The 22,631-nt window shown below is 43.8% G+C and carries 24 protein-coding genes; all 24 read right to left on the bottom strand.

The window, feature by feature from the left end; translation table 11 throughout:
* Positions 1–557: 557 nt before the first annotated feature.
* The gene (locus tag A5867_RS01845) at positions 558–881 is read right to left on the bottom strand and encodes a PTS lactose/cellobiose transporter subunit IIA (RefSeq protein WP_087626757.1); all 324 of its coding nucleotides are present in this window, start codon (positions 879–881) and stop codon (positions 558–560) included.
* On the bottom strand, positions 878–1,702 hold the full coding sequence (locus A5867_RS01840) for a Cof-type HAD-IIB family hydrolase (protein WP_087626756.1): 825 nt from the start codon (positions 1,700–1,702) through the stop codon (positions 878–880). The genes A5867_RS01845 and A5867_RS01840 overlap by 4 nt, the downstream gene beginning before the upstream one ends.
* Positions 1,699–2,628 (bottom strand): ROK family protein, encoded by a 930-nt coding sequence (locus A5867_RS01835; protein WP_087626755.1) that lies wholly within the window; start codon positions 2,626–2,628, stop codon positions 1,699–1,701. Before A5867_RS01835 ends, A5867_RS01840 begins: the two co-directional genes overlap by 4 nt.
* A 7-nt stretch (positions 2,629–2,635) precedes the next feature.
* Positions 2,636–4,072 carry a DHA2 family efflux MFS transporter permease subunit gene (locus A5867_RS01830; protein ID WP_087626754.1) on the bottom strand — a complete coding sequence of 479 codons (1,437 nt, stop codon included), beginning with the start codon at positions 4,070–4,072 and terminating at the stop codon, positions 2,636–2,638.
* An 87-nt stretch (positions 4,073–4,159) separates the two neighbouring features.
* Positions 4,160–4,471, bottom strand: coding sequence for a PTS sugar transporter subunit IIB (locus A5867_RS01825; protein ID WP_086294398.1), 312 nt, complete (start codon positions 4,469–4,471; stop codon positions 4,160–4,162).
* Between the two features lie 16 nt (positions 4,472–4,487).
* The gene (locus A5867_RS01820) at positions 4,488–5,819 is read right to left on the bottom strand and encodes a PTS transporter subunit EIIC (protein ID WP_087626753.1); all 1,332 of its coding nucleotides are present in this window, start codon (positions 5,817–5,819) and stop codon (positions 4,488–4,490) included.
* Positions 5,820–5,838: 19 nt separating this feature from the next.
* Positions 5,839–6,705, bottom strand: coding sequence for a Cof-type HAD-IIB family hydrolase (locus A5867_RS01815; protein ID WP_086294396.1), 867 nt, complete (start codon positions 6,703–6,705; stop codon positions 5,839–5,841).
* An 8-nt stretch (positions 6,706–6,713) separates the two neighbouring features.
* On the bottom strand, positions 6,714–7,691 hold the full coding sequence (locus A5867_RS01810; protein ID WP_223597670.1) for a TIM barrel protein: 978 nt from the start codon (positions 7,689–7,691) through the stop codon (positions 6,714–6,716).
* 13 nt (positions 7,692–7,704) lie between these two features.
* Entirely contained in the window at positions 7,705–8,097 is a 393-nt protein-coding gene (locus A5867_RS01805) for a DUF6379 domain-containing protein (RefSeq protein ID WP_086294394.1), read from the bottom strand.
* 89 nt (positions 8,098–8,186) lie between these two features.
* Positions 8,187–9,290 carry a Gfo/Idh/MocA family oxidoreductase gene (locus A5867_RS01800; protein WP_086294393.1) on the bottom strand — a complete coding sequence of 368 codons (1,104 nt, stop codon included), beginning with the start codon at positions 9,288–9,290 and terminating at the stop codon, positions 8,187–8,189.
* Between the two features lie 37 nt (positions 9,291–9,327).
* On the bottom strand, positions 9,328–10,392 hold the full coding sequence (locus tag A5867_RS01795; protein ID WP_087626752.1) for a Gfo/Idh/MocA family oxidoreductase: 1,065 nt from the start codon (positions 10,390–10,392) through the stop codon (positions 9,328–9,330).
* Entirely contained in the window at positions 10,389–10,736 is a 348-nt protein-coding gene (locus A5867_RS01790; RefSeq protein WP_086294391.1) for an ester cyclase, read from the bottom strand. The genes A5867_RS01795 and A5867_RS01790 overlap by 4 nt, the downstream gene beginning before the upstream one ends.
* 24 nt (positions 10,737–10,760) lie before the next feature.
* Positions 10,761–11,744 (bottom strand): TIM barrel protein, encoded by a 984-nt coding sequence (locus A5867_RS01785; RefSeq protein ID WP_087626751.1) that lies wholly within the window; start codon positions 11,742–11,744, stop codon positions 10,761–10,763.
* Positions 11,737–12,177: a DUF6379 domain-containing protein gene (locus A5867_RS01780; RefSeq protein ID WP_087626750.1), complete on the bottom strand. Its 441-nt coding sequence runs from the start codon at positions 12,175–12,177 to the stop codon at positions 11,737–11,739. Before A5867_RS01780 ends, A5867_RS01785 begins: the two co-directional genes overlap by 8 nt.
* Before the next feature lie 15 nt (positions 12,178–12,192).
* Positions 12,193–13,107 carry a sugar phosphate isomerase/epimerase gene (locus tag A5867_RS01775; protein ID WP_087626749.1) on the bottom strand — a complete coding sequence of 305 codons (915 nt, stop codon included), beginning with the start codon at positions 13,105–13,107 and terminating at the stop codon, positions 12,193–12,195.
* Between the two features lie 166 nt (positions 13,108–13,273).
* The gene (locus tag A5867_RS01770) at positions 13,274–15,580 is read right to left on the bottom strand and encodes a helix-turn-helix domain-containing protein (protein ID WP_087626748.1); all 2,307 of its coding nucleotides are present in this window, start codon (positions 15,578–15,580) and stop codon (positions 13,274–13,276) included.
* 208 nt (positions 15,581–15,788) lie between these two features.
* Complete coding sequence (locus tag A5867_RS01765) at positions 15,789–16,385, bottom strand: alpha/beta hydrolase (protein WP_087626747.1); 597 nt, start codon at positions 16,383–16,385, stop codon at positions 15,789–15,791.
* A gap of 13 nt (positions 16,386–16,398) precedes the next feature.
* Complete coding sequence (locus A5867_RS01760) at positions 16,399–17,007, bottom strand: flavin reductase family protein (RefSeq protein WP_087626746.1); 609 nt, start codon at positions 17,005–17,007, stop codon at positions 16,399–16,401.
* 15 nt (positions 17,008–17,022) lie between these two features.
* A complete protein-coding gene (locus tag A5867_RS01755; RefSeq protein ID WP_087626745.1) occupies positions 17,023–17,916 on the bottom strand; it encodes a VOC family protein in 894 nt (297 codons plus the stop codon).
* A 13-nt stretch (positions 17,917–17,929) separates the two neighbouring features.
* Positions 17,930–18,892 carry a ring-cleaving dioxygenase gene (locus tag A5867_RS01750; protein ID WP_087626744.1) on the bottom strand — a complete coding sequence of 321 codons (963 nt, stop codon included), beginning with the start codon at positions 18,890–18,892 and terminating at the stop codon, positions 17,930–17,932.
* A 10-nt stretch (positions 18,893–18,902) separates the two neighbouring features.
* Positions 18,903–19,331, bottom strand: a complete 429-nt coding sequence (locus tag A5867_RS01745; protein WP_087626743.1) for a MarR family transcriptional regulator — start codon at positions 19,329–19,331, stop codon at positions 18,903–18,905.
* Between the two features lie 300 nt (positions 19,332–19,631).
* Entirely contained in the window at positions 19,632–20,696 is a 1,065-nt protein-coding gene (locus A5867_RS01740) for a trifunctional transcriptional activator/DNA repair protein Ada/methylated-DNA--[protein]-cysteine S-methyltransferase (protein WP_005226733.1), read from the bottom strand.
* Positions 20,697–20,991: 295 nt separating this feature from the next.
* A complete protein-coding gene (locus A5867_RS01730) occupies positions 20,992–21,504 on the bottom strand; it encodes a hypothetical protein (RefSeq protein WP_015508786.1) in 513 nt (170 codons plus the stop codon).
* Positions 21,505–21,516: 12 nt separating this feature from the next.
* Positions 21,517–22,623 carry a glycosyltransferase gene (locus A5867_RS01725; RefSeq protein ID WP_087626742.1) on the bottom strand — a complete coding sequence of 369 codons (1,107 nt, stop codon included), beginning with the start codon at positions 22,621–22,623 and terminating at the stop codon, positions 21,517–21,519.
* Between the last annotated feature and the right edge of the window lie 8 nt (positions 22,624–22,631).

The following is a 22,631-nucleotide window of genomic DNA, read 5'->3' as shown; positions in this document are numbered from 1 at the left end:
CCACATATCCAATATAAACGCTTTCATTTTGTCTGTCAACAAAATTTTTGTTTTTATATAAAAATGTCTTTGTTATCTTTAAATACGAAAAAGAGCGTAAATATTGTGTTTATCAAACATAATAATCTATTATTTTTAATGATAAGCAAACTAGACATATATAGGATTGTTATTTTTCACAAATTTTAACGTCTGCTTTCAGATACTGGTATTAAAAGAACCATACGCTCATTTTTTTCCGATGAAAACCTCTATTTCCCCTTGAAATAAGCGATCCTAAGAATACCCTTGCTGAATAAAATAAAAAACCAGTCAGGGTAACTCCGTGACTGGTTCTAATCATTTCAATTAATTCCTCCTTATTCCGCTCTTCATTAAATCTTCCTTCCACAATAAATCGACTAGCCCCCTTATCCTCTGCTGTTGATAGTTTAACCGTAGTTATGCAGAGTTTCCTCTACTTTTCTTTATTCTCCATTAACATAGAAAAGCACTACTTCCTAATTGTACTCGGGAAGCAGTGCGGCAAAAAAATTTTATTTGAGTTTATACAATAACTATGTGATAGCAGATGCGATCCGCTTATGCAGTTCAATGATCTCTTTTGTTAAATCACAAAAGGCGATGGCCGTCATCAAATGATCTTGACTATGAATGGTTAGGAGGGTGATTTCTGCTGCATTGCCTTGTGCTTCATTGGTAAGCATGGAAGTTTGTGCGTGATGCGCTTCAACAATTGCCTCCTCTGCTTGTTTGACTTGCTGGTCTGCTTGCTCAAAATTTCCTTCTTTAGCTGCTGTAATTGCTTCCATCGCATCACTTTTTGCGTTACCGCTATGAATGATCAGACCCATAACAGCCTCTAATTGTTCTTGATTCATGACTTGATTCTCCTTTTTTCATTAAGTAGTTGAAGGAGTGAATGATTCACGCCATCTTCTTCATTGCTCTTGGTTACATAATCGGCTTGCTGTTTAATGGTCTGGGCTGCGTTGCCCATTGCCACGCTGATCCCTGCAAACTGCAGCATAGACAAATCGTTTTCATTGTCGCCAATGGCCAAGACTTCATTCGACTGGATCCCTAATTGTTCCGTTAATCGCTGCAAGGTTTGGCCTTTGCTTGCTTGAAGCGGCAAGAACTCATAAAAACAGTCCAAACTCCGCATATGATTAAATTGTTTCGACCAGTTAGACAAAATCTGCGGGATTGCTGCATCGATTCGCTCTTTTTCCCCCACTAGCATCACTTTATAGATAGGGATGTGTCGTAATTCATCGAGCTTCACAATTTTGATTGGCACACGATTTAATATACTGTCATAGGCGGTATATTCATCGATGACTAGTGAACTTGTGAAAATTCCTTCCTTACTTTGGACATGGTAATTCAGTCCCAATTGCTGCCCCAGATAGAGTACCTGCAAAAAATTCTCGTAGGACACTGCTTGTTCGAAAAAAATTGTTTCACCTCGAGCATCCGATAAAACAGCACCATTAAAGCTGATGACGTATTCATCTTCTTTATGTAGCTGCAGCTGCTTGATCAAAGGTGCCAGACTATAAAAAGGACGTCCAGTGCACAAAACGATTTTAATTTTTTCTTGCCTAACAGATTGGATGGTCTGCTTAACCGATGTCGATAGCTCCCCTTGCGGATTCAGCAGGGTTCCATCCAAATCGATCGCTACTAATTTGATCATGGTTCTTCACTTCCTCGGGCGTATATGACTTGATAAGCCGCGCCATAAACTCCAGCATCATTTCCCAGCATGGCTTTTCGTACAGGAAGCTTCCCTCTAATTTCTGGGAACAAATAAGTCTCTAATGCATTCTGAAGTGGTGTCAAAAAAGCTGGTCCAGATTCTGAAACACCGCCACCAATAACCAATTCCTCTGGATCGACTGCATTGATCAGGCCGGCAAAGGCTTGCGCTAAATAATCAATCGTTGTATCAATCGTCTCTTTGGCTTGCCGATCTCCTTGAGCTGCCAAGTCAAAGATCTCTTTTGTCCCACTGACCCGTTCAAAACCGGCGATCAGGTTCATGGTTTTGATCATTCCTGTCGCAGAGCCGTAACACTCTAGGCAATTTTGATTGCCGCAACCACAGACACGGACTTCCCTTGTTTGAAGTGGGATGTGTCCAATCTCTCCAGCAGAAGCATTCGTTCCGTTTAGGACTTTGCCATCGATGATCACGCCACCACCGACTCCCGTTCCAATCGTAGCAAAAACGATTGACTGACAGTCAGAAGCTGCGCCTTGCCACAACTCGCCCAACGCAGCTGCATTGGCATCATTCATTACTAAAACTGGTACATTCAATGCAGCTTCAATAATCTGTTTCAAAGGAAAATCGATCCAGCCGAGGTTGACTGCTCGTTTAACGACCGTTTCGTTTACCGGTCCTGGAACGCCGATCCCAATGCCTTTCAGTGCGCTTAAAGAGAGCCCGTTCTCGTTTAGTTTTTTCTTGATACTCGTGATGATCGTTTCTGGGATCATCGTTCCGTTATTCCTACTATTTGTCGGGATCGACCATTTGTCCAGCAGTTGCTGATTCTCGCTAAACAGCGCCATTTTGATTGCTGTACCGCCGATATCTATACCGATAATCGTTTCCATTGTCTTTTCATCCTCTCGTTTCTTCTGTTTGTTTTTTCTTCAATGAGGCAGGATGCTGTTCTTTTTTCATTAAGTACATTTGTCCTAAAAGCAGCAAGACACCAGTAAACAATAGGAACAAAACGACAAAGCTTTGCTTGGACCCTTCAACGACTGCTGCTGAATTGCTTAAAGCAGGATCAGCTTGGCTTTTGGCCATGATTGCCGCAATAATAGCAGTACCTGCGGCTGCGGCAAATTGCTGAACGGTCATGATCAGGGCATTGCCAGCGGCTTGTTCGACTTTTTCCAGTTGTGCCAAAGCGCTGGTCATCAAGTTTCCAAAAGAAAAACCGATACCTAATGTAAAAAGAAAATAGAGCAGTCCAATCATGACATTGCCCAAGTTTTCAGCCAACAGCCAAAAAAGTAACAGTGCGCTGATAATCAAGAGACTTCCGCCAACGATAGGTCTTTTCTCCCCATATCGATCTAAAAAGCGTCCGCCTAGAGGTGTAAAGAGCGCCCCCAAGGAAGCCCCCGGCAAAATAATCAAGCCGGAAGTTTGGGCAGTGCTTTGATTCACTAATTGAAGATAAAGTGGCAGGATAAACACCAAACCCATCAAGACAAGCTGCATGATAAAAAAACAAACCAGTCGAAGGCTGTAGCCTTTGTTCTTTAATAAGCTTAATTTTAAGACCGGTGATGGATGCTTTCTGACGTGCAAAAGCAGCAGACATAAGCAAACTGCCCCTAACAAAAAGGCGCCACCAATTGCCAAACTAAAAAAACTGCGACTGCCCATATAGCTGAAGCCAAAAGTCATGCCGATAAAAAAGCCCGCTACAAGTATAGTGCCCATTAGATCCAATTTAGCTTTTTGCGGCTTCATTTTCTGTTCAATCGTCAACGCACCGAGAAGCAATGCTCCAATCAAAATCGGCAACAGGAAAATGAAAATTGCTCGCCAGCCGAAGCGCGTAACGATCCAGCCGCCAAAAGTCGGACCAATCGCAGGAGCAATGGCGGGGATCATCGTTCCCACACCCATCATCATCCCAAGCTTTCCGCTAGGAACTTGTTCCAGAATAATATTAAACATCAGCGGTAAAGCGATGCCGGTCCCGATCCCTTGTACGACACGCCCTATTAAAAGTAGGACAAAGCTGCTTGCGAATGCGTTTAAAATAATGCCTGCGATAAACAGCCCAATTGCAACTAAAAATAAAGATTTGTTTTTAAATGACTGTTTCAAAAAGCCAGATAAAGGAACGATGATTGCCAAAACTAAAAAATAAATTGTTGTCAGCCATTGGATCACCGCAATATCTACTTGAAATTCCTTACTCAACACGGGAAAAATCACATTCATTGCTGTACTGATTAAGACCCCGCAAAAAGCCAGAATTCCTGTTGCTGTGACAGCCCCAATCGTTTTTCTTGAAATCTTTTCTTGTTTCATTTGTCTTCTCCATTTCTAATAGATCATGCGTTAAAAAACGTTCTGAAATGAATCCATTGAAAAGGCGGCTGTGAAAGCCGCCTTTGACTATGCTTCAACAAGTGAGAGTGCTTGCTGCAGCACTTTTTCGCCATTCATAGTGCCGTAGGCAGACATATCGATCACTGAAACAGGAATCTTATCTGCAACCAATGCACGGATTTGTTTTTCTTTAAAGCGAACTTGCGGTCCTAATAAAATCACATCTTTGTCCGACAAGTAGTCTTTGATGTCCTCGACTGGTCGCGCATCGACTTGCGTCATGATTGATTGTGCTGTACCCGCTTTTTCGATTTTCTCGATCAATAAGCTGGTACTCATGCCGGCATTGCAAACTAATAAAATATTGATTTCTTTCATTTCTTTTCCCCCTTATTTATTCCGCAACTGCTGCGCCAATGTTCATTTGTACCGTCTGCTCTTTTTGTGCTTCTTGTTCTCGCTTGTATTCGACGTTGTCTGCCATTTTAAAGAAGGGGAAATAGATGGCAGTAGCAACGATCACACAAACGATTTGAGCTAGTAGCATCCGCCAGCCACCCGCAATCACGGCGTTCACAAAGGTCGGCGTCCCCGTTGGCAACTGTGCGCCTACCATTCGCGGCACCAAACCAGTCGTGATCGATATATAGCCGATCAAGCCAGTCACTAACGGCGTAATGACCGTTGGCAGCAAGAACATTGGGTTCAAGCAGACCGGCGTTCCGAATGTGATCGGTTCATTGATACCAAAGAATGTGGGGATACTTGTAATCCGGCCAACACTTTTGTACTGTTCACTCTTCGCAAAGAAAACAAAGCAGATCGCTAGACCCAAGACACAGCCACCGCCGCCAATTTCTAAAAAGGCAGAAGTAAAACCAAAATCAATCAAGTTCGGTGGTGTCGTACCTGCTGCAGCTGCGTTCATATTTTCGATCGTCATAGTCTGCAAAATGGGAGCATAAACGCCAAAGATGATTGCTTTGCCATGAATGCCAAACCACCAGAACAGACCAATCAATGCATAGGCAACCATCACTCCGCCAATCGAACCGCCGATCTGTTGGATCGGTACTTGTAAAACAGAGTACACTAAATTATGGGCACTGCCGTAACTCGTAAATGAAAAGCCCCATGAGATACATGCCATAAGAAACGTGATAGAAAAGAAGGGAATAATCGAACTAAAGGATTTTTCTACGAAGCTGGGAACACTATCTGGCATTCGGATCGTAATATTATTTTTGATAAACCAGCTGTAAAGTTTCGCAACGGTCAACCCAACAATGATTCCAACAAACATTCCTCTCGAACCAATAAAATCAAAGCTGATAAAATCGACTGGTCTGACGGTGTCGTGCACTTGCTGTTCAACAGTTGCAAGTGGTGTCAGTATCAAAAAAGAAACAATGGCTAGAAATCCTGGAAACATCCCATCGATTTTATAGGATTTCGCTAAATTAAACGCAATAAAGTAAACAACGATCAGTCCCATAATGTTACTGGTGAAAATACCTGGCAATAACAGCAGTGTTTTTAGCCCGTTTGATTGAATAAATTCCTGGTAGCCGTCAAACGGCATGTTGGCGATCAAAGTAAGCATCGCCCCCGTGATACTCGCAGGGATCGTCATGACCATCCCTTTACTGACAGCTTTTAGATAGCGGTTATCAGAAATTTTTTCGGCGGACAATTGTATTTTTTCAAGATTATTAACAAAGCTCATAGTGAAGTCTCCTCTTTTATTAGTCTATCTGAACAAAACGTTCAATTGCCTTCCCAACGCCATTTTCATCGTTTGTATCCGTTTGGTACTTTGCAGCTTCTTTTACTTCTTCAATCGCGTTGCCCATCGCGACTGTATAGCCAAATCGTTCATCTAGCATCCCGAGATCATTATAGCTGTCACCGATCGTCATAATTTCTTTCAGGTGGATGCCCTTTTTTTCTGCATAGGTTTTGATTGCCTGCCCCTTATCTGCCAATGGATTAGTAATTTCTAGATTGATGGCAAATGATCCTGTGACGTTGACCGGATAAATTGCTGGAAGTGTCCGACGCAATGCGGCAATTTTTTCCGTATCATGAGAAAAACTGATTATCTTCCCAACAAAGTAATCGTTTTCAAAAATTTCATCTAAGGAAGCAATTGGTGTAACTTCTCGGTACAAAAAGTGTTCCCCTGCAGACTTGTAGGCCTCTTCTACAGAAATCTTGGGATGAAACTGATTGATCTTCGCTGCAACCGCCCATTTCCTGCGCTCTGCATCACTGGGAGTGAACGTCCCCCCAGTGGTATAAAGTTCGACACATAGATTTGCTTTCTCCAGCTCTGCCACTATATCGCGAACCAACATTTCACTAAGGTAGAGGCTTTGTATGATCTTTCCATTTTCGTTCCTCAGTTCACTACCATTCATCACTAGATAACTGCACTCGATACCCGCTTGTTGGACTTGGGGGACAGCATCTTCGTAACTTCTACCGGTGGTGATAATAAATTCGATCCCTTTTTCTTGGGCTTTTTTTACAGCTCTGGCGTCAGCTTCTGAAATTTTATGATTCGAGCTGACAAGTGTTCCGTCCATATCTGAAGCAATCAATTTGATCATCGCAATACCTATCCAATTACACTTTCTAATACTGCTTGGTGTCGTTTGACTTGCGTGATACTGTCTACTTCCATATAGTCTTGGATGTGGCGGTTTCCTTCATATTCACTGCAGATATAGCCATTGTAGCCAGCTTCTTTTAGTACTTCGATCACATCTTTGTAGGGAATACTCGTTTCTTGAAGTTCTGGCGTGATATCATAAAACTTTCCATGAATATGAACGATATACGGCATATTTTCCACTAAAATCTTTGGATCTGTATAAACAAAGTGGCGGCAAAATTCAGCGAACGCTTTGTCTGTCTCAGTTGCTTCACTCATGTTCGAAACTTGTTCAAAAGTCGCATCACGATCGATGCCTTTTTCATAATTGTCACTGACCCATTGAATAATTTCTGGCGTGCCGCCTTTACGGATATAACTGTCTTGAAAGATCGAACCGATACGTTTCGTAAAAATCCCAAAGTCTGGCATAATCCCAAACCATTTTGTGCCGCTTTCTTTGATATAATCCAACCGTTCCTCAAACCAGGGGGTGCCGAATGTGAAGGGAGCATGGACTTCCAATGCGATTTTAACGCCGACTTCTTCTGCATAAGCCAGACTTTCTTTGATGACTTCTAAAGGAGTCGAGACCAAAGTCCGTAAAATCTTACAGCCCAATCGGCTAGCGATAGTCAAATCACGTTTCATCATTGCAACATTCTCAGAAGTAGTTAGCATTCGGTTAGCAAATAATTTGTTATCTAAAAACGCATCATAAGCAATGGGTTCCACCTGATATTTTTCCATCCAGCCATGCCACTGCTGAACAAATTCATCGGTAATATTCGGAAACGTTGGAATCATCTGTTCCGGTAAAAATTCGATTCCTTTGGCACCAGCCGCAGCTGCTTCACGAATGCAGTCTTCTAACGTCATTTTTCCGGTATAAAATTCTTCTTGGTAGCTGTAAAGCGATACCCCGCGTTTAATTTTACTCATCATTTCATCTCCTTTAAGCTTCTAACTGTAATGTTTTCTTGTCATCGCCCACATTGTTGAAAGGCAGATAGGAAATCCTTAAACTAACAAACGCATGAATCGTATGCTCTCCGGCAGCCAATCCACCTGGTTTCTTTACAAAAACCGTGATTGTTTCAATCATTTCCCAGCGATGGTTGATCGCTGTCGCTAATTCATCAAAGGTGAATGATTCCCCTTTGACAGTGATGATCATATCCTTCACAGCAACCTTTTCTCCGTCTATGGTTAGATCAATGACTTCTACACAGCTCATAGGTAAACCGCGGTAATACGGTATGCGTAATTGCACCTCAAAGCCGGTAATTTCTTGCTGTTCGCGCACATTTCGAAACCCTTTTGGATGAACCAAATATTTTTCAAACAATTGTTTCAACTCCTCTTTTATTGATACGAAGGTTGGCAAGCAGCAATCTGCCTAGCCAATCAGCGGCTGCCTGCCCTTCGCTCATTTTGTTATAGTTTTACTTCGCTGCCTGTCTCTGCTGCTTGATAGATTGCGGCTAATACTTGCGTTACTTTGAATGCTTCTTCTGGTTTTACCAATGGTTCGGTATCATGGATGATTGCTTCCAACCATTGCTTAGCTTCCAATGATTCTGGTGCTGAATCACTTCCCTCAAAGAAGGCAATATTGCCGGCAGCACTGATACTTTCTTCCGTCAATAGACCGTTTTTGGCCCGATTGTACGTCAATTGATTCACTGGAAAACTCATGCCAGCATCGATCTCAGCCCCTGCCTTGGTTCCGCATAACGTTGTTGCCGCTTCTTTGGATTCTAAGATATTTAGTGCCCATGAAGATTCTAAGAATACCGTCGCACCATCTTTCATTTTGATAAAACCGAATGCTGAATCTTCTACTTCAAACTTCTCGGTGTCCCAGGGGCCAAATAAGTTGCCCGCCTCTGCCCCAGGAAGATTACCTAATTTACTGAAAACAGAACCTGTTACCGACTCTACTTCATAGTTATTCATCATCCATAAGGTAATATCTAATGCGTGGGTACCGATATCAATCAGTGGCCCGCCGCCTTGTTGCGATTTATCTGGAAAAACACCCCATGTCGGAACTGCTTTACGACGAAGCGCATGAGCTTTGGCAAAGTAAATTTCACCTAACTCCCCATTGGCACATGCTTCATGTAGTGCCGTCACTTCTTTACGGAAACGGTTTTGGTACCCGATCGTAAATTTTTTACCTGATTTTTTCCACGCATCCATCATCGCTTGGGCAGCTTCTGGTGTATGAGCCATCGGTTTTTCGCATAACACATGCTTACCGGCTTCAAAAGCTGCAACCGTAATGGGACTGTGGCTAACATTTGGCGTACAGACATGGACCAAATCGATTGATGGATCTGCTAAAAGCTCATGATAGTCTTGATAATATTTTGCTCCTTTTGCCCCAAATGATTCTGCGGCTTCTTTTGCCCGTTCTACTTGAATATCACAAAATGCCACAAGTTCACATTTGTCTTTTTGATTTGTTAAGGCTGGGAAATGTTTGTTATTTGCGATCCCACCGCAGCCAATGATACCGATTCTTAGTTTTTTCATAGATAAACCTTCCTCTTCTTAAGTGATATATTGCTTTTTATTCAAAGCTGATACTTTGGTGATAATTTGCTGAAATGCGGATTGCCTCAATGACTTCCATCAGACGCAAAATCTCTGTTGGTTTAACGATCAGTTCCGCTTGACCTTGAGTATAGGCATAGTAGTTATCGAAAAACATACGATGATTGACACGCACTTCCGGCAGCGCTTCAGTAATGATCCGCCCTTCTGGTGCCGGTCCAAAACTGCGGGTCGGTCCCGCATGAGTCATGGTTATTTTCCCAGGAACATTGCTCAGCAGTTCCGATGTCCGAGTAATCTCTCCTCTTGGGTAAAAGCCGTCGATCTTGGCACTTCCTTCATTCCCTCCCAAAAACCAGTGACGCTCAAACCAGTTTTCCGAGCTGTTTAAGAAGTAAGTCCCCAATTCGATCTGGGCATTGACGCCATTCTCAAAATAAAGCTGGATGTTAAAATAATCGTCCACCTGTTCATTGATCACATTCCTTACGTCGGCATAGATCGTCTTCAACTTGGTTGGCATCATCCACAAAATCTGATCAATAAGATGAACACCCCAGTCATAAAGCATGCCGCCTCCCATTTCAGGATAGATGTGCCAGTCATGCATGTTGCCGTTAAACCCATATAAGGCGCTTTTGACAGTATACGGTGTCCCCAACAATCCTTGGTCAAAGATTTCTTTGGCTACCCGATAATCATGGTCCCAGCGTCTTTGCTGATGAACCGTGAAGCGAACCTTTTCTTTTTCCGCAAAAGCGATCATTTCTTTTACTTCTTTGGCATTCATGGCGAGCGGTTTTTCACAAATAATATCTTTTTTCGCTCGTGCTGCTTTCAATACCATCTCCAAATGCAGTTGATTCGGAACTGCAATAATTACCGTATCAATGGCAGGTTCTGCCAACAATGCATCAGCTTCGGTAAAAGCTTTGATCTGCTGAGGCAGCTCTTTGAATCGGTCTGGATCAATGTCGCAGACTGCCAGCAGTTGAGCATAATCCAGTTGGGCGATGGTATCAGCATGGGTCTGACCCATAAAACCATATCCGATAATGCCGATGTTTAATTGTTTCCTCATTTTCTTTCCCTCCGATCAAAATAATCCCAGTGCTCAATAAATTGCGTGTCGGACATTCGATATAAGTCAACGACATTGCTTTTCACTCGACCTTGTTCATCGACACTGCATAAAAATACGGCTGCGTATTCGCCATCAATCAAAATCGTATCGATTACTAAGTGAAAAAATTCTTGCGACTGAAATTTTGCCTTAAAGGCTTCAATGAATCCTTTTCTTCCTTGGGGAACTCCAGGATTATGCTGGCGATAATTATTTGCGATGTACTCCTCTGCCAGCGCCAGCTTTTGCTGATTAAAGAAGCCTTCATAAAACGCATAGATCTGTTCCTTAGTCAGTGTCATCACAGACCCTCCCGTTCTAATTCTTTAATCTGCCAATAGGTTTTTCACCATTTGGAGCTGACGTTTGGTGAAGGTGGTTCCGCCGCAATACAGTTCATCCTCATATTCACAGATTAAATAGCCAGAGAAGTCAGACTCTTTGACCACTGTTAAAATTTCTTTGTAGGGGATACTTGGTTCGACCAAATCTTCTCCTAGGTAGTGGAATTTCCCGTGGAGCTCAAAACTATAAGGCAAGATTTCTTTCAATTCCGCTAGAAGTGTCGGCAATTCCGAGGCTGGTTTAAATTGCACAAACCCATACATGCCTTGTAGCGCAGGTTGAATCGCTGGATGGGCCCCACTTTCATTCAAACGAGTGCGGGCTTCTTCTAATGGAATGCCTTGATAGCGAAAGGAAGCGGCCTGTTCAAGATGTTCTTCGCTGACCCCTGCTTCCAACGCTTTGAGCCAGTGGGCTTTATTCGGCGCTACCGCAAAACAACCAAAATCAGGAATAAAGCCTAAATGCTGCGATCCGGTTTTTTTGATTACTTTCAAGTATTCCTGAATCCGCGGTGATAAGGGAGTCTCTGGATTGTGGATCTCAATTCCAACACGAATATCGTATAGCTCAGCATACGGCGCCAACCGTTCGAAGGCTTGCGGCGACAGCATCACTTGAGCGCGCATAACCTTGCATCCTAATTGATGGGCCGTTTTTAAATCGATGATCGCATCCGCCAGCATTTCATCATCCGTCAAATTACGATCGTGCATCAGCCCTTTATCATTATTTGCGCCATACCCCACTGGTCCGATGCCGTAAGCTGCTTTTAACGACTGGACCAGTCCTAAGAACTCTTGGCTGACATTTGGGTAATTGGGCAGCATTTGGGTGCCGACGATTTCATAGCCTGAGGCTCCTGCCAGCGCTGCTTGTCGGACACACTCAGCAAAATCATATTCATGTCGGGCGTATTCAGTCCCATAGCAAAAGAGGGTTGCACCCAGTTTGATTTCACTCATTCTTCTCACCTTCCAGCGTAATCGTTATCGTCTCCCCTGAATCCAGAGGCATAAATGTATGGCCAGGTCCTATCTGCATGTAAGGGATACGAAGCATCAACTTCAAGCCAATCTCATGCTGTCCAGACAGTCCGTTTGGCAGTAACAAATGAAGCTGTGCCAAATCATCTTGACGCCAAAATTCTGTCACAGCATATTTTAGTTTGTACAAAGGCATTTCTTCGCCATTCAATTCAAAAGTCACTGCTTCATCAGGGATTTTTTTCCCATCGATTAAAACTTCCAGGCTGTCAATATCTGAAAGATAATGGCCTCGATAATAGGCAAGTTGAAGGGCAAACGTCAGACCTTGTCTTTTGCCATGAATATAAATAGGCTTGAAGGACTCTCTTTTTATAATCTGTGGAGCCAATTTCATGCGCATAGCAAACATCTTTTCCCCTCCTTCTTATCCAACAAAATTTCTTAGATATTTAGTGCTTAGTGCCACTGATTTTTTGACGTCTTCATAACTTTTTTCAAAAGCTTTGTCTTCAATTTCAATACAGCTATACCCGTCAAAACCGATATCAGTGAGTGCTGAAACATATCGGCCCCAATCCACATCGCCTAGTCCCGGCAATTTCGGACGCATAAACGCTAACGGTTCTGCCATTACACCTACATCTTTCAACTTTTCTGGGTAGAGTTTTATGTCTTTGTAATGGACATGGAAAATCTTTTCTTTAAACTCATAGAGCGGAGCGATATAATCAATCTGCTGCCAAACAAAGTGTGACGGATCGTAATTCAACCCTAACATTGGACTATCCAAGCGTTTGAAAACTTCTCGCCAGATTTTTGGTGTGGTCATCAAGTTTTGCCCGCCAGGCCATTCATCTTCTGAAAAGAGCATTGGACAATTCTCAATGGCAATTTTGACACCTTTCTTTTCGGCATAATCTAAAAGAGGTCGCCAGACAAGAACCATCTCTTCTAAATTTTCTGCTACTGATTTAGTCTGCATCCTGCCGATAAACGTTGTGACTAAATTGATCTTCATTAGAGCAGCCGCATCGATCAAACGATACAAATGTTCGATCACAGCCTTTCTCTTTTGCCGATCTTCATCCAGCGGATTCGGATAATAGGCGAGTGCTGAAATCGTGATCGTTTTACTGGCAGCATAAGCCAGTGCTTCAGCCGCCAGCTCTTCCGTCAGATTTTCTATATCAAGATGGGCAACGCCGGCATACCTGCGCGACGCTTTTTCCTTTGGCCAGCAAGCAACTTCTACACACTCCAAACCGTTTGCTGCGGCAATATCGATCATTTCTTTAAAATCACTTTGATCAAAAATAGCACTTACAATCCCTAACTTCATTTCTTCACCTCAACTTCTTTCTATACCCGAATTATAAAACGCTTTCTTGTTGACAGCTTCCCGATTTTTGTGCTAGTAAAACCTTATTTTTGTTTTCTTTTCTTTAGATAAATAAAAAAAGACAAAAAAAATCAGATGTTTTTTGTCTTTTTTATGAGGTAGTTGATTATTGTCGCTTTCTAATGTTGATTTCATAAAACTCATTGGTCTCCAAATGCTTCTGAATCACAATGCGGTTATTAGTGACCTCGATCTCATCAAGTGTTTGCAGATGGGTACTTTTTGCCTCCAAATACTTGATGTCTGACCCCCGAAGCTCGCGGATGAAATTCAGTTTGGCCCACTGAGTGAATAAATCGCCATGCGCTGCTAAGCAGGAAAATACTCGCAGTTCATAACGTCCATTGGGAATGTTTGTCAATACGAGTTCTTCCTCATGATCAGATGCTTCAAAAAACTGTTCGATCTCTGTTAGTTTTAAATGCGATTCATCTTTAAGAAAGTAAAGATTGTTCGGATGAACATAATAGTGCCCCAATATAAAATACTCATTTTCTTCCGAAGCGCAGACCAAGTGTCGGTCATCTTTGGTTTGAAAATAGGTACCACGAAGCTGATCGAAAAACTTCATCGCATGCATTGCCGGCTTTAATAAACCATTTTTAGTGACTAAGCCGTTACCGCCAGTCAATAAGCCATGATAGTGGGTATTTTTTTGAGCCAAATCTGTGGAAAGCCAATACCCCAGTCCATCTACTTGATCAAAAATATCAATCAAACTTTTCACAATGAAGGTCCCTTTGTATAAGGTGTCATTCAATCGATTGCTTCGTGAAACTGTGCTGCTCCATTCAGAAATATAAATTGGTCGTTTAAGATCGCTTTTCTTTAAGCGCTGGACTTGGTTCTTCAAGAAATCTGGATCAGTCACACGCTGATAGTTACGCTTTTCCCGTACTAAGCGATTTGAATACGGAAACAAAGCGAAGGAATAAAAATCGAAGCAGCAATCTGCAAGACAGCCGTTGAGTAATTCTTCTATTTTGAGGTCATTCGTCACAATAAACGTGCCGCCGCCAATCGCAGTCTCCGGTAGCAATGTTTTGCAGATCGACGATGTAAGTTGATAAAATGTTCGATAGCGTTTGGCTGATTCAACATCCTCCGGCGCACTGGCAACAATTTCAATTTTCCATTGCGACACCGCTTGAGAGCCGTACCGATTGAGGAGATGCAGACAAAAATCATGAATCAAATTTCGCCATTTTTCTCTAGGATACTCGCTTTCTTTGAATCCTCGACTGATCTTATTAATAGTAATCCATGGCGTTAATCCTAAAATAACAAGGGAATCAATGATTTCATCAATCGTGTCATAACGACTCAAGGATTCGCCCAAAAGTTCTGGTGTCAATAGTGCCCAGATTCTGCCATATTTAAACTTCAAGTTTTGCTGGATGGCAGATAGTTGCTGACGCAGTTTGCTATTCAAAACAAATTTTGCTTCCCCAACATTTAAAATGTTCGCCCAACTCGTTTTGATGGGCTCTCTATTTTCTCCGCTAATTTCATACTGACGAAAGGTTTGGTTTGAAATCACTGGTCGTTGCTGTTGCTTTTTATAGCGGCTAAAAGTGTCCTTGATTTCTTCACTGACTAAAACAGCAGGCGCTTTTTCTTTCACACGGTAATTTTTCCGATAAACCGATGGCGATGTGTTGTATCGTTCCTTAAACTTTTTATTGAAGCCGTTGACACTGAAAAAACCATTATCGATTGCGATCTGCGTGATTGGTTTCTCGGTCTCCAGCAAATCACGAACGGCATGCTGCATCCGAACATTGCTCAAATAATCTTTGAAATTGATTCCGAGATTTTTTTTGAAAAATTTAGAAAAATAAGCGACATCCATATGAACCAAAGTTGCCATCTGGCTTAGTGACAAATTGTCGTAATACTGTTCTTTGATTACCCGAGTTATTTTTTGGATGCGCTGGTCTTCCTCAAACGACTCGATTGTCTTCTCTAAAAACAAACTGCTTAGTTCATTCAGCAAGTGATAAATTTTACTGATATGTAAGAAGTTTGTTTTGTCATTTTCAAAAAGCAGCAGATCAATGATACTGATGATTGATTGGCGGATCGATTGATAGTTTCTATTCGGTTGCTCAATCGAATTGCAGTAAAAGCCTTCTCTTTCAACTTCTAATGCCTGAGATAGCAGATACTGTGAGATCGAAAAGTGAAAAAGCAGGCTTCCTTCTTCCGCAAGTAGTTTATAGCTCTCCTGCTTGTTGATCACAATGATGTCATCTTTTTTCATCACGCTTTTTTTGCCGTCGACCACTAATTCGGCCTTCCCCTGCAACAAAAAAAGCAAATCCGTGGTTCGAATCTCCTGATAATACAGCTGTGCATCCGCAAGCAAACGAATATCACTCTGACTATCCAAATAATGTATGATCTTACTCATCAATGTGCCTCCCCTTGACAAACATCGTTATTTTTTTGAATCTGCTTATTTTAGATACTATCACAAGAAATATGAGTTAAATAGCGCTTTCATCGTTTTTTCTTTTCCATTACTTACTAAACGGAATACAGATACACTGTTTTCACGTGAAACAAAAAAACCTAACCAACCAGCAGGATCGCTGTTTGATTAGGAAAGAGGCACTGCTTTATTGTTCGGTCAACCACATGCGTGAGTGTTCAACTTCTTCATATGTTAACTGATGACTTGGTGTCCAAACGGTTGAAAGGACTGCGCCCCGGGAGGTGAAGATCTCTTGGACGTAAGCACTGTCAGCTAGGGAAACGATCGGGTCGTTTCTGCCAAAACTCAGAAACACATGAGTGTCAGGCAAGGAATTCGTCGGTAAATTCTCGACTGGATACATGGCGTGGTAGAGGATCGCTTTTTCAAAGTGGTCACTATCATTTAGTAATAAGCGAATGGCAATGTTGGCGCCATTGGAATAACCCACCAGTACCACTTGCGCTAACGAAAAGTGGTGTTCTTTGGCGGATTGCCGAATGAACTCGGCTAATTCGTCGCCGCGAAGTGCTAAGTCGACTTCATCATACACTCCTTCAGCTAGACGTTTGAAGTAACGGGGCATGCCGTTTTCTAAAACGTTCCCGCGAATACCTAATAGTGATGCTTGGGGATCAAGGGCTTTGCCTACTTCCAGCAACGACTGTTCGTCGCCACCAGTGCCGTGGAGCAGCACCAAAACTGGTGCGTCGGCTGCTCCTTGTTGGTAGATTGCTTTCATCGAAGTTCCTCCTTTAACTTGGTCGTTTGATATCGAAAATCTCCCCAATCGTTGCGTAAGAATTTCCCGCTAGCCGGCTGACTGCTTGTAAGGCACGGGGATCGATCTTGCCGTCTTGATAGACATGCTCTGCAACCTGGTAGCCGACGACTTCCAACAACAAGAGATCGGCAGTGATCTGCTGGTCTTTTTTGATGGGTACGTGCTGATGCAGAATCGTTTCTAAGCGGACACTGGCTTCGTTCAAGCCAGGAACGGCAATCGTTTTCGATGTCGTTGTGGTAAACCCAGAAACCGTCAACTCGCTTTGGTCTGCGGGCAATAATGCCGCGGTTTTATTGGCCTCTTGGACATTTGTTTGATCCAAAATATGCACGACGGCTTCTTTCGTCGCCAACAGATTGCGGGCGGTGTCTTTCAGTTCCCCCTCTTTGCGTTGGATAGCTAAAGAGAGGATCACGGGTTCTGAGCTGACGATGTTAAAAAAACTGAATGGGGCGATGTTGACGATACCATCGGCTGATTGCGTACTGACCACTGCTACTGGCCGTGGAATGATGGAGCCAATCAGTAGTTTATAATTTTCTCGTTGGGTCAAATCCTTGGGATCTAAATAGCGCATATAGCGTCTCCTTTTCTAAACCGATAAGTCTGGCAAGCGATCCTCGATCTCTACACGGCGGCTTTCAAATTGGGCTGGCAGCATCAACTGCTGTCCTAACGTTTCTAATGGTTCATCAACTAAAAAGCCTGGGGTTTCTGTTGCGATCTCAAAGACGATGTTGCCCCGCTCTTGGAAATAGACGGCTTTGAAATAGTTGCGGTCCTTGATTTCAGTGACTCCGTATCTTTGATCGTACAAGTACTCTTGCCACTCTTTTTGCACTGCTTCCGTTGGCACGGACCACGCGATGTGATGGACGGTGCCAACACCCCAGCGCCCTGCTGGCAGTGCTTCATGGGGCACGACGATCTCATGAACGAGGGTGCCTGCGGTATGAAGATGGGTGCTTTTCTCTGTTTTGTTAAAAATGTTTAGTCCTAGATCATCTGCCAACGTTTGAATGGTCGCTTCTGGTTGTGCCGAAAGCAAGACGGCCCCATGAAAGCCTAAAATCGCTGGTGTTTCCGCCGATTCTTCGGCTTCGACTAGCGCCAAAGACAGGTCATGCTGATCATGAAGTTCTAAAGTTGGCCGGTCAAACAATGTACTTTCTTGGACAGTTACTTGATGTTTCGCCAAATGTTCTTGCCAATAGGCACTGCTGCCTTTAGGAATACGAAAGGCGATCGTGCCGACTTGTCCGCTTCCTACTCGTCCAGGATGGGCATTTGCCCAAGGGAAGAAAGTGATGATGGTCCCATTTTCTAACGCTTGATTGCTGTAATAAAGATGATACGTGTAGGGATCATCAAAATTGACGGTTTGTTTGACGAGGCGCAACCCCAACACGTCACGGTAAAAGGCAACGTTCGTTTGCGGATCGCCTACGATGGCTGAAATATGGTGGATCTGTTGAATGGGTTGCATACTATGTGCCTCCTTAGGCGCGTTTTGTATTGAAGGGTTTGATGACTCCTTCGATGTATTCACGGCGATTTTCTAAAAATGGTGCCAATGATAAGGATTCACCCAATGTTTCATACGGCTCATCCCCCATAAACCCTGGTTCATCTGTCGCTAGTTCAAAAAGAATATGGCCGATGCGCACATACAACGATTCAAAATAGTAGCGATCGACATAGCCAGAGTTGGCCAATCCCAAGTTATCAAAGACTTCTTGCCAGACTGCTAACGAGTCGTGGTGGGCTAAACGAAAAGCGACATGATGCACTTCGCCGTCCCCTTGTTGTGCTTGTGGGCTCGTGGTGTCTTCCACTAAAACGATTTGGGCGCCATTGCCGCCTTCACCGACTTCTAACAAATAACAATTGTCTACTTGATCAATGGTTTTGAAATCAAAGACGGATTCCAGCAGCCCTTTGAAATCTGCCAAATAAGAAACAGACATTTCAACAGGACCTAAGCCATAAATCGCAAACTCAGTAGGAACGGGTCCTTTTTTCCAAGGAGTACCAGCTTTCACGCCAGTATTGTGTTCATCAGAGATCAGTTGATAGGCTTGCGTATCAAAATCCCAAAAGCGCAACACTTTTTTCCCAAATTCGGTAGTGATTGCCTCGTGTTTTACCTCAAATTCATCAAAGCGTGCGGCATAATAATCAAGAGCTGCGTCACTGGGCACTCGGAAACTGGTACGGGTGATTGAATTGGTTCCTTTGCTACCACGAGCGGTATTGGGAAAATCAAAGAACGTCATGGTCGTTCCCGGTGTCCCTAAATCATCCGCAAAGTAAGTATGGTACGTATAGATGTCATCTTGATTGACGGTTTTTTTCACTAAACGCATCCCTAACACATCTGTAAAGAAATGATAATTCTGTTCCACATCACTTGTCATAGCCGTCACATGGTGTACCCCTAATAATTGGTCTTGTTTTCTCATTTTCTTTTCCTCATTTCTGATCGTAAGTTATTTTTCGTAAAATTGTTTTTAATTGTTGCAATTCTTCACTGCTGAGTTCGGAAAAACTCGCCGCAATCTTTTGTGCATGCCTGGGAAAAATTTTCTCCATCAACGCCCTGCCTGCTTCCGTAATACTGACGTATGTTACCCGTTGATCTTCTTGGCTAGGTTCCCGTTGCACGCAGCCTTTTTTGACTAATTGATCGACCACGTAGGTTGTGGAGCTGCTGGCGATCAAGATTTTTTCCTTGATGGCTTGCGTCGTATGGGTGCCTTTATGGTAAAGCAATTCCAGTACGGAAAACTCTGTGATATTTAAGCCATAACAACGGACATCTTTTTTTGCCACTTGTTCCAAACGACTCGCCGTACGCAGCAAACCGATGTATGCTTTGAGCGCTTCTTCTTGATGCGCCATTTTCCTCACCTCTTTATTTCGAATTCGAGATAATCATAACTTACTTTTTGTAAGTTGTAAAAGGATATGCTTTGGTTATTTAAGAAAATCATTCAATGCTTATTTTTGTAGAGATAAAGAACACTTAGACACTAACGACGGTCCTCGCCTTTTCTCTATGAACCCGCCAAATCTAAGAAAAAAAGCGGAACTTATGAAAGGTTCCATAAGTTCCGCTAAATATATATTTCAATGAAAAGGACTCGATCCATTCCATGTACCGATCAATGAAGCGCTGATTCCGACGCATACTTGTCCTTTTTAGATCATTGTGGTCGGCTGCACCTGCTTTTCCAAAGCCAGCAGCCACTTTTTGCGTTCGATCCCGCCGCCATAGCCGCCGATACTGCCATCGCTATTGATGACGCGGTGGCATGGAACGATCAACGCCAATTGATTTTTTCCGTTGGCATTGGCAACAGCTCGGGTAGCTTTTTCATTGCCGATTCGCTGTGCCAATTGTTTGTAAGAGTATGTTTCTCCGATCTTCATCGCCAACAGCTGCTGCCAGACGGCTTTCTGAAAATCAGAGCCGATCAATGCGATGGGTACCGTGAAGACAGTTCGATTCCCTGCAAAATATTCCGTCAGTTCTTGTTTGAGTTGCTGAATGATTGCTGTTTGCTGGGGAATGATCACTGCATTCAAGCGGCTTCTCAAAACAGCAATCTCCGTTTCTAGCCCTCTGCGATCCACGAATTCTAACAAGTAAAGCTGCTGCTGGTCGCTGATCGCCAACATCGACCCCAGCTTGGTCTCAAGCCAAGCAGAAGAAAGAATCGTTTTTTCGCGGCTGTTGGAAGGCAACTCCCCCATAATCCGAGAAAACGCATCTCGAAAGCCGTTGCCAGAATCGAAACCGGCTTCTAATTGCGCTTGGATCAGCGGTTCTCCTTCACGAATCTGCTTAAACGCTAATCCTAAGCGGCGTGCACGGGAGTATTCGATAAAGGTCATGCCAAAATATTTTTTGAATTGTCGGCGTGCGGTATTGGGATGGATCGCTAGTGCTTCAAAATCTTTGTCGGTCCACTTTTTCTCTGGGTTACTCTCCACGGCTTCCACCAGGCTTTTCACGTCAGGGGATAAGTGGCTAGGCGAGCTGAGCGGGCGACATCGTTTGCAGGGACGATACGCCGCCAGCAGCGCTTCTTGTGCCGTCTGAAAAAACTCGCAATTTTTTTTGAGCGGTTTTTTCGCTGGGCAGGTGGGACGGCAAAAGACGCCGGTGGTTTTTACCCCAACGTAAAAAATCCCTTCATATTGGGAATTTTTTTCAATCAGCATGTCGTAATAGTGGTCCCGTTGTCGGCTATCTTCAATCATCTTGCGCATCCCTCCCTCTTTTCTACACTTACAAAAATACTTCGTGCCTGTCCAAACACACGATCAACCAATGCAGCAGTCTGCAATGGCAGTTCGAAAATTTGCCCACATCCTTCTGATGACATACGATCACCCTTTCCTCTGAATGACCTTAGTGTACAAAAAATGGACTTGGCACATCCCATAAAAATTAACACCAATTTTTTAAAAAGGATCGAAGGCAGTTGCCCTCCGATCCTTTTGATTTCCAGTTTGCCTATTTTTCAGCGAATCTTAAAGCGGCACCTACAGGAACCTAGACCGTCGCCTTCTGCTTGACTTGCAGGGCACTTTTTTTCCGCAAGACTCGCTCCAAACGGGGGCGATTGTAGCGTTGGATCATGATAAATGGGCAGTTAGCCAATAACGCATAGACGATCATCACCCAGCCCGCCCACGCAGGATTCCAGAGGAAAAAGAACGGTGCTGGAACCATCAGCAGCCAATGGGTCAGCTCTGCTCGGCGTGTCTCGATGACGAATTTTTCCAGATAGTCCTTTTGCTGCTGGGCCAAGCGGGATTTGTCAAAGCCTTTTTTGGCAATCACAGTGCCGTCGGGCAATTTGTCTTTCCACTGACGAATACGAAACACCTCCGACCAGATCCTACCGCCTTTTTCAAAGGCAAAAGAACGGAACCAGTTGGCATGACGTTCAAAAAAGGCATCGCTGACTTTGCGCAAGCCAAAGGAGATGCCTAGATGAAACAGCAGCCAAGCCAAACTGTCTGTAATGAGCAAGAGCAGTGGAGATAAGGTGATCAGCGGCATGTGCATCGCCTCCTATAAATTGATTTTGCGTCCTTTCCAGGTCACGGATTTCAACAAATGGGTTTGGATCCACGACCAACCAAATAAGCCTAGGAAAAAAAGAAAGTAACATGGGAAAAAAAGCAGCAGGATTCGGTTGAAGTTGCCGACACGGCGGGCAAAGCGCAGAGTTTGTCCAAAATAAGCAGCATAAAAAAGCAGTCCTAGCCAAAGCGGTTCCATCAGAAATGGTGCCGCCAGTACCCCAATGCCGCCGCTGATCCACAAGATGACGCCCGCCATAATCAAAGGGTGAGTGGATTGCGAAGCAGTGGCAAAGTCCTTCGTCCAGCCTTGAACAAGTTGACGAACACCAGCTGGATACATCCGAAAGGCCACCAAGTCTTTTCCACCATACAAGGCGATCGGCAAGCGTTTTTTCTTAAAGCGTCTCGCTAATGCTAGATCATCTAAGATTCCTTGTGGCATGTCCTGATGTCCATTGGCTTGAAGGTACGCAGTTTTGCTGCACAAAATACACGGACCAAAGGCGCCGCCAGCTGAGAGTTTTTCGCCTACGATAGAAAAGCGGTTCAACCCGACAGGTAAGACGACATTAAAGACGGCAGACAGTTGTTCATACAGGCGCTTCGTTTGATGATAGGGCTGCACCGAGAGCAGTCCTTGTCCCGATCGCTCCTCATACGCAGCGAAAAGACGCTCTAAGCCATCTTCTGCTAGAAAGAAGGTATCGGCATCCAAAAATAATAGATACTTGCCCACCGCTTGTGAGGCGCCTAACCAACAAGCCGCCGCTTTCCCAGCAGAATCAGCAGTGGTTTGCAAGACCGTCGCACCGAAGCCCTTGGCACAGGCGATCGTCTCGTCTTCCGATCCGTCATCAACCACCAAAATCTCCACAGGATGAAGGGTTTGCTGCTGCAAGGACGCCAACAATTGCGGCAAATTTTCTGCTTCATTGCGGGCGGGAATGATGATCGACAGTTCTCCCCTCTCCGTCAAGTCTTTGGATGCGGCTGTCTCCTTGCGGGTGGGTATCGTCGGCAGGCGGAAAAAAATCAGCCAGCCTGCCAGCCAAGCAACGCAAATACCAGCGAGCAGCAGGTACACAGTCATCATCCTTTCTT

The organism is Enterococcus sp. 6D12_DIV0197 (assembly GCF_002174385.1).
In the GTDB taxonomy this organism is placed as follows: Bacteria; Bacillota; Bacilli; order Lactobacillales; family Enterococcaceae; genus Enterococcus_D; species Enterococcus_D casseliflavus.
Note: the sequence above shows the minus strand (reverse complement) of the source record. Positions and strands in the feature narration are given on the sequence as shown.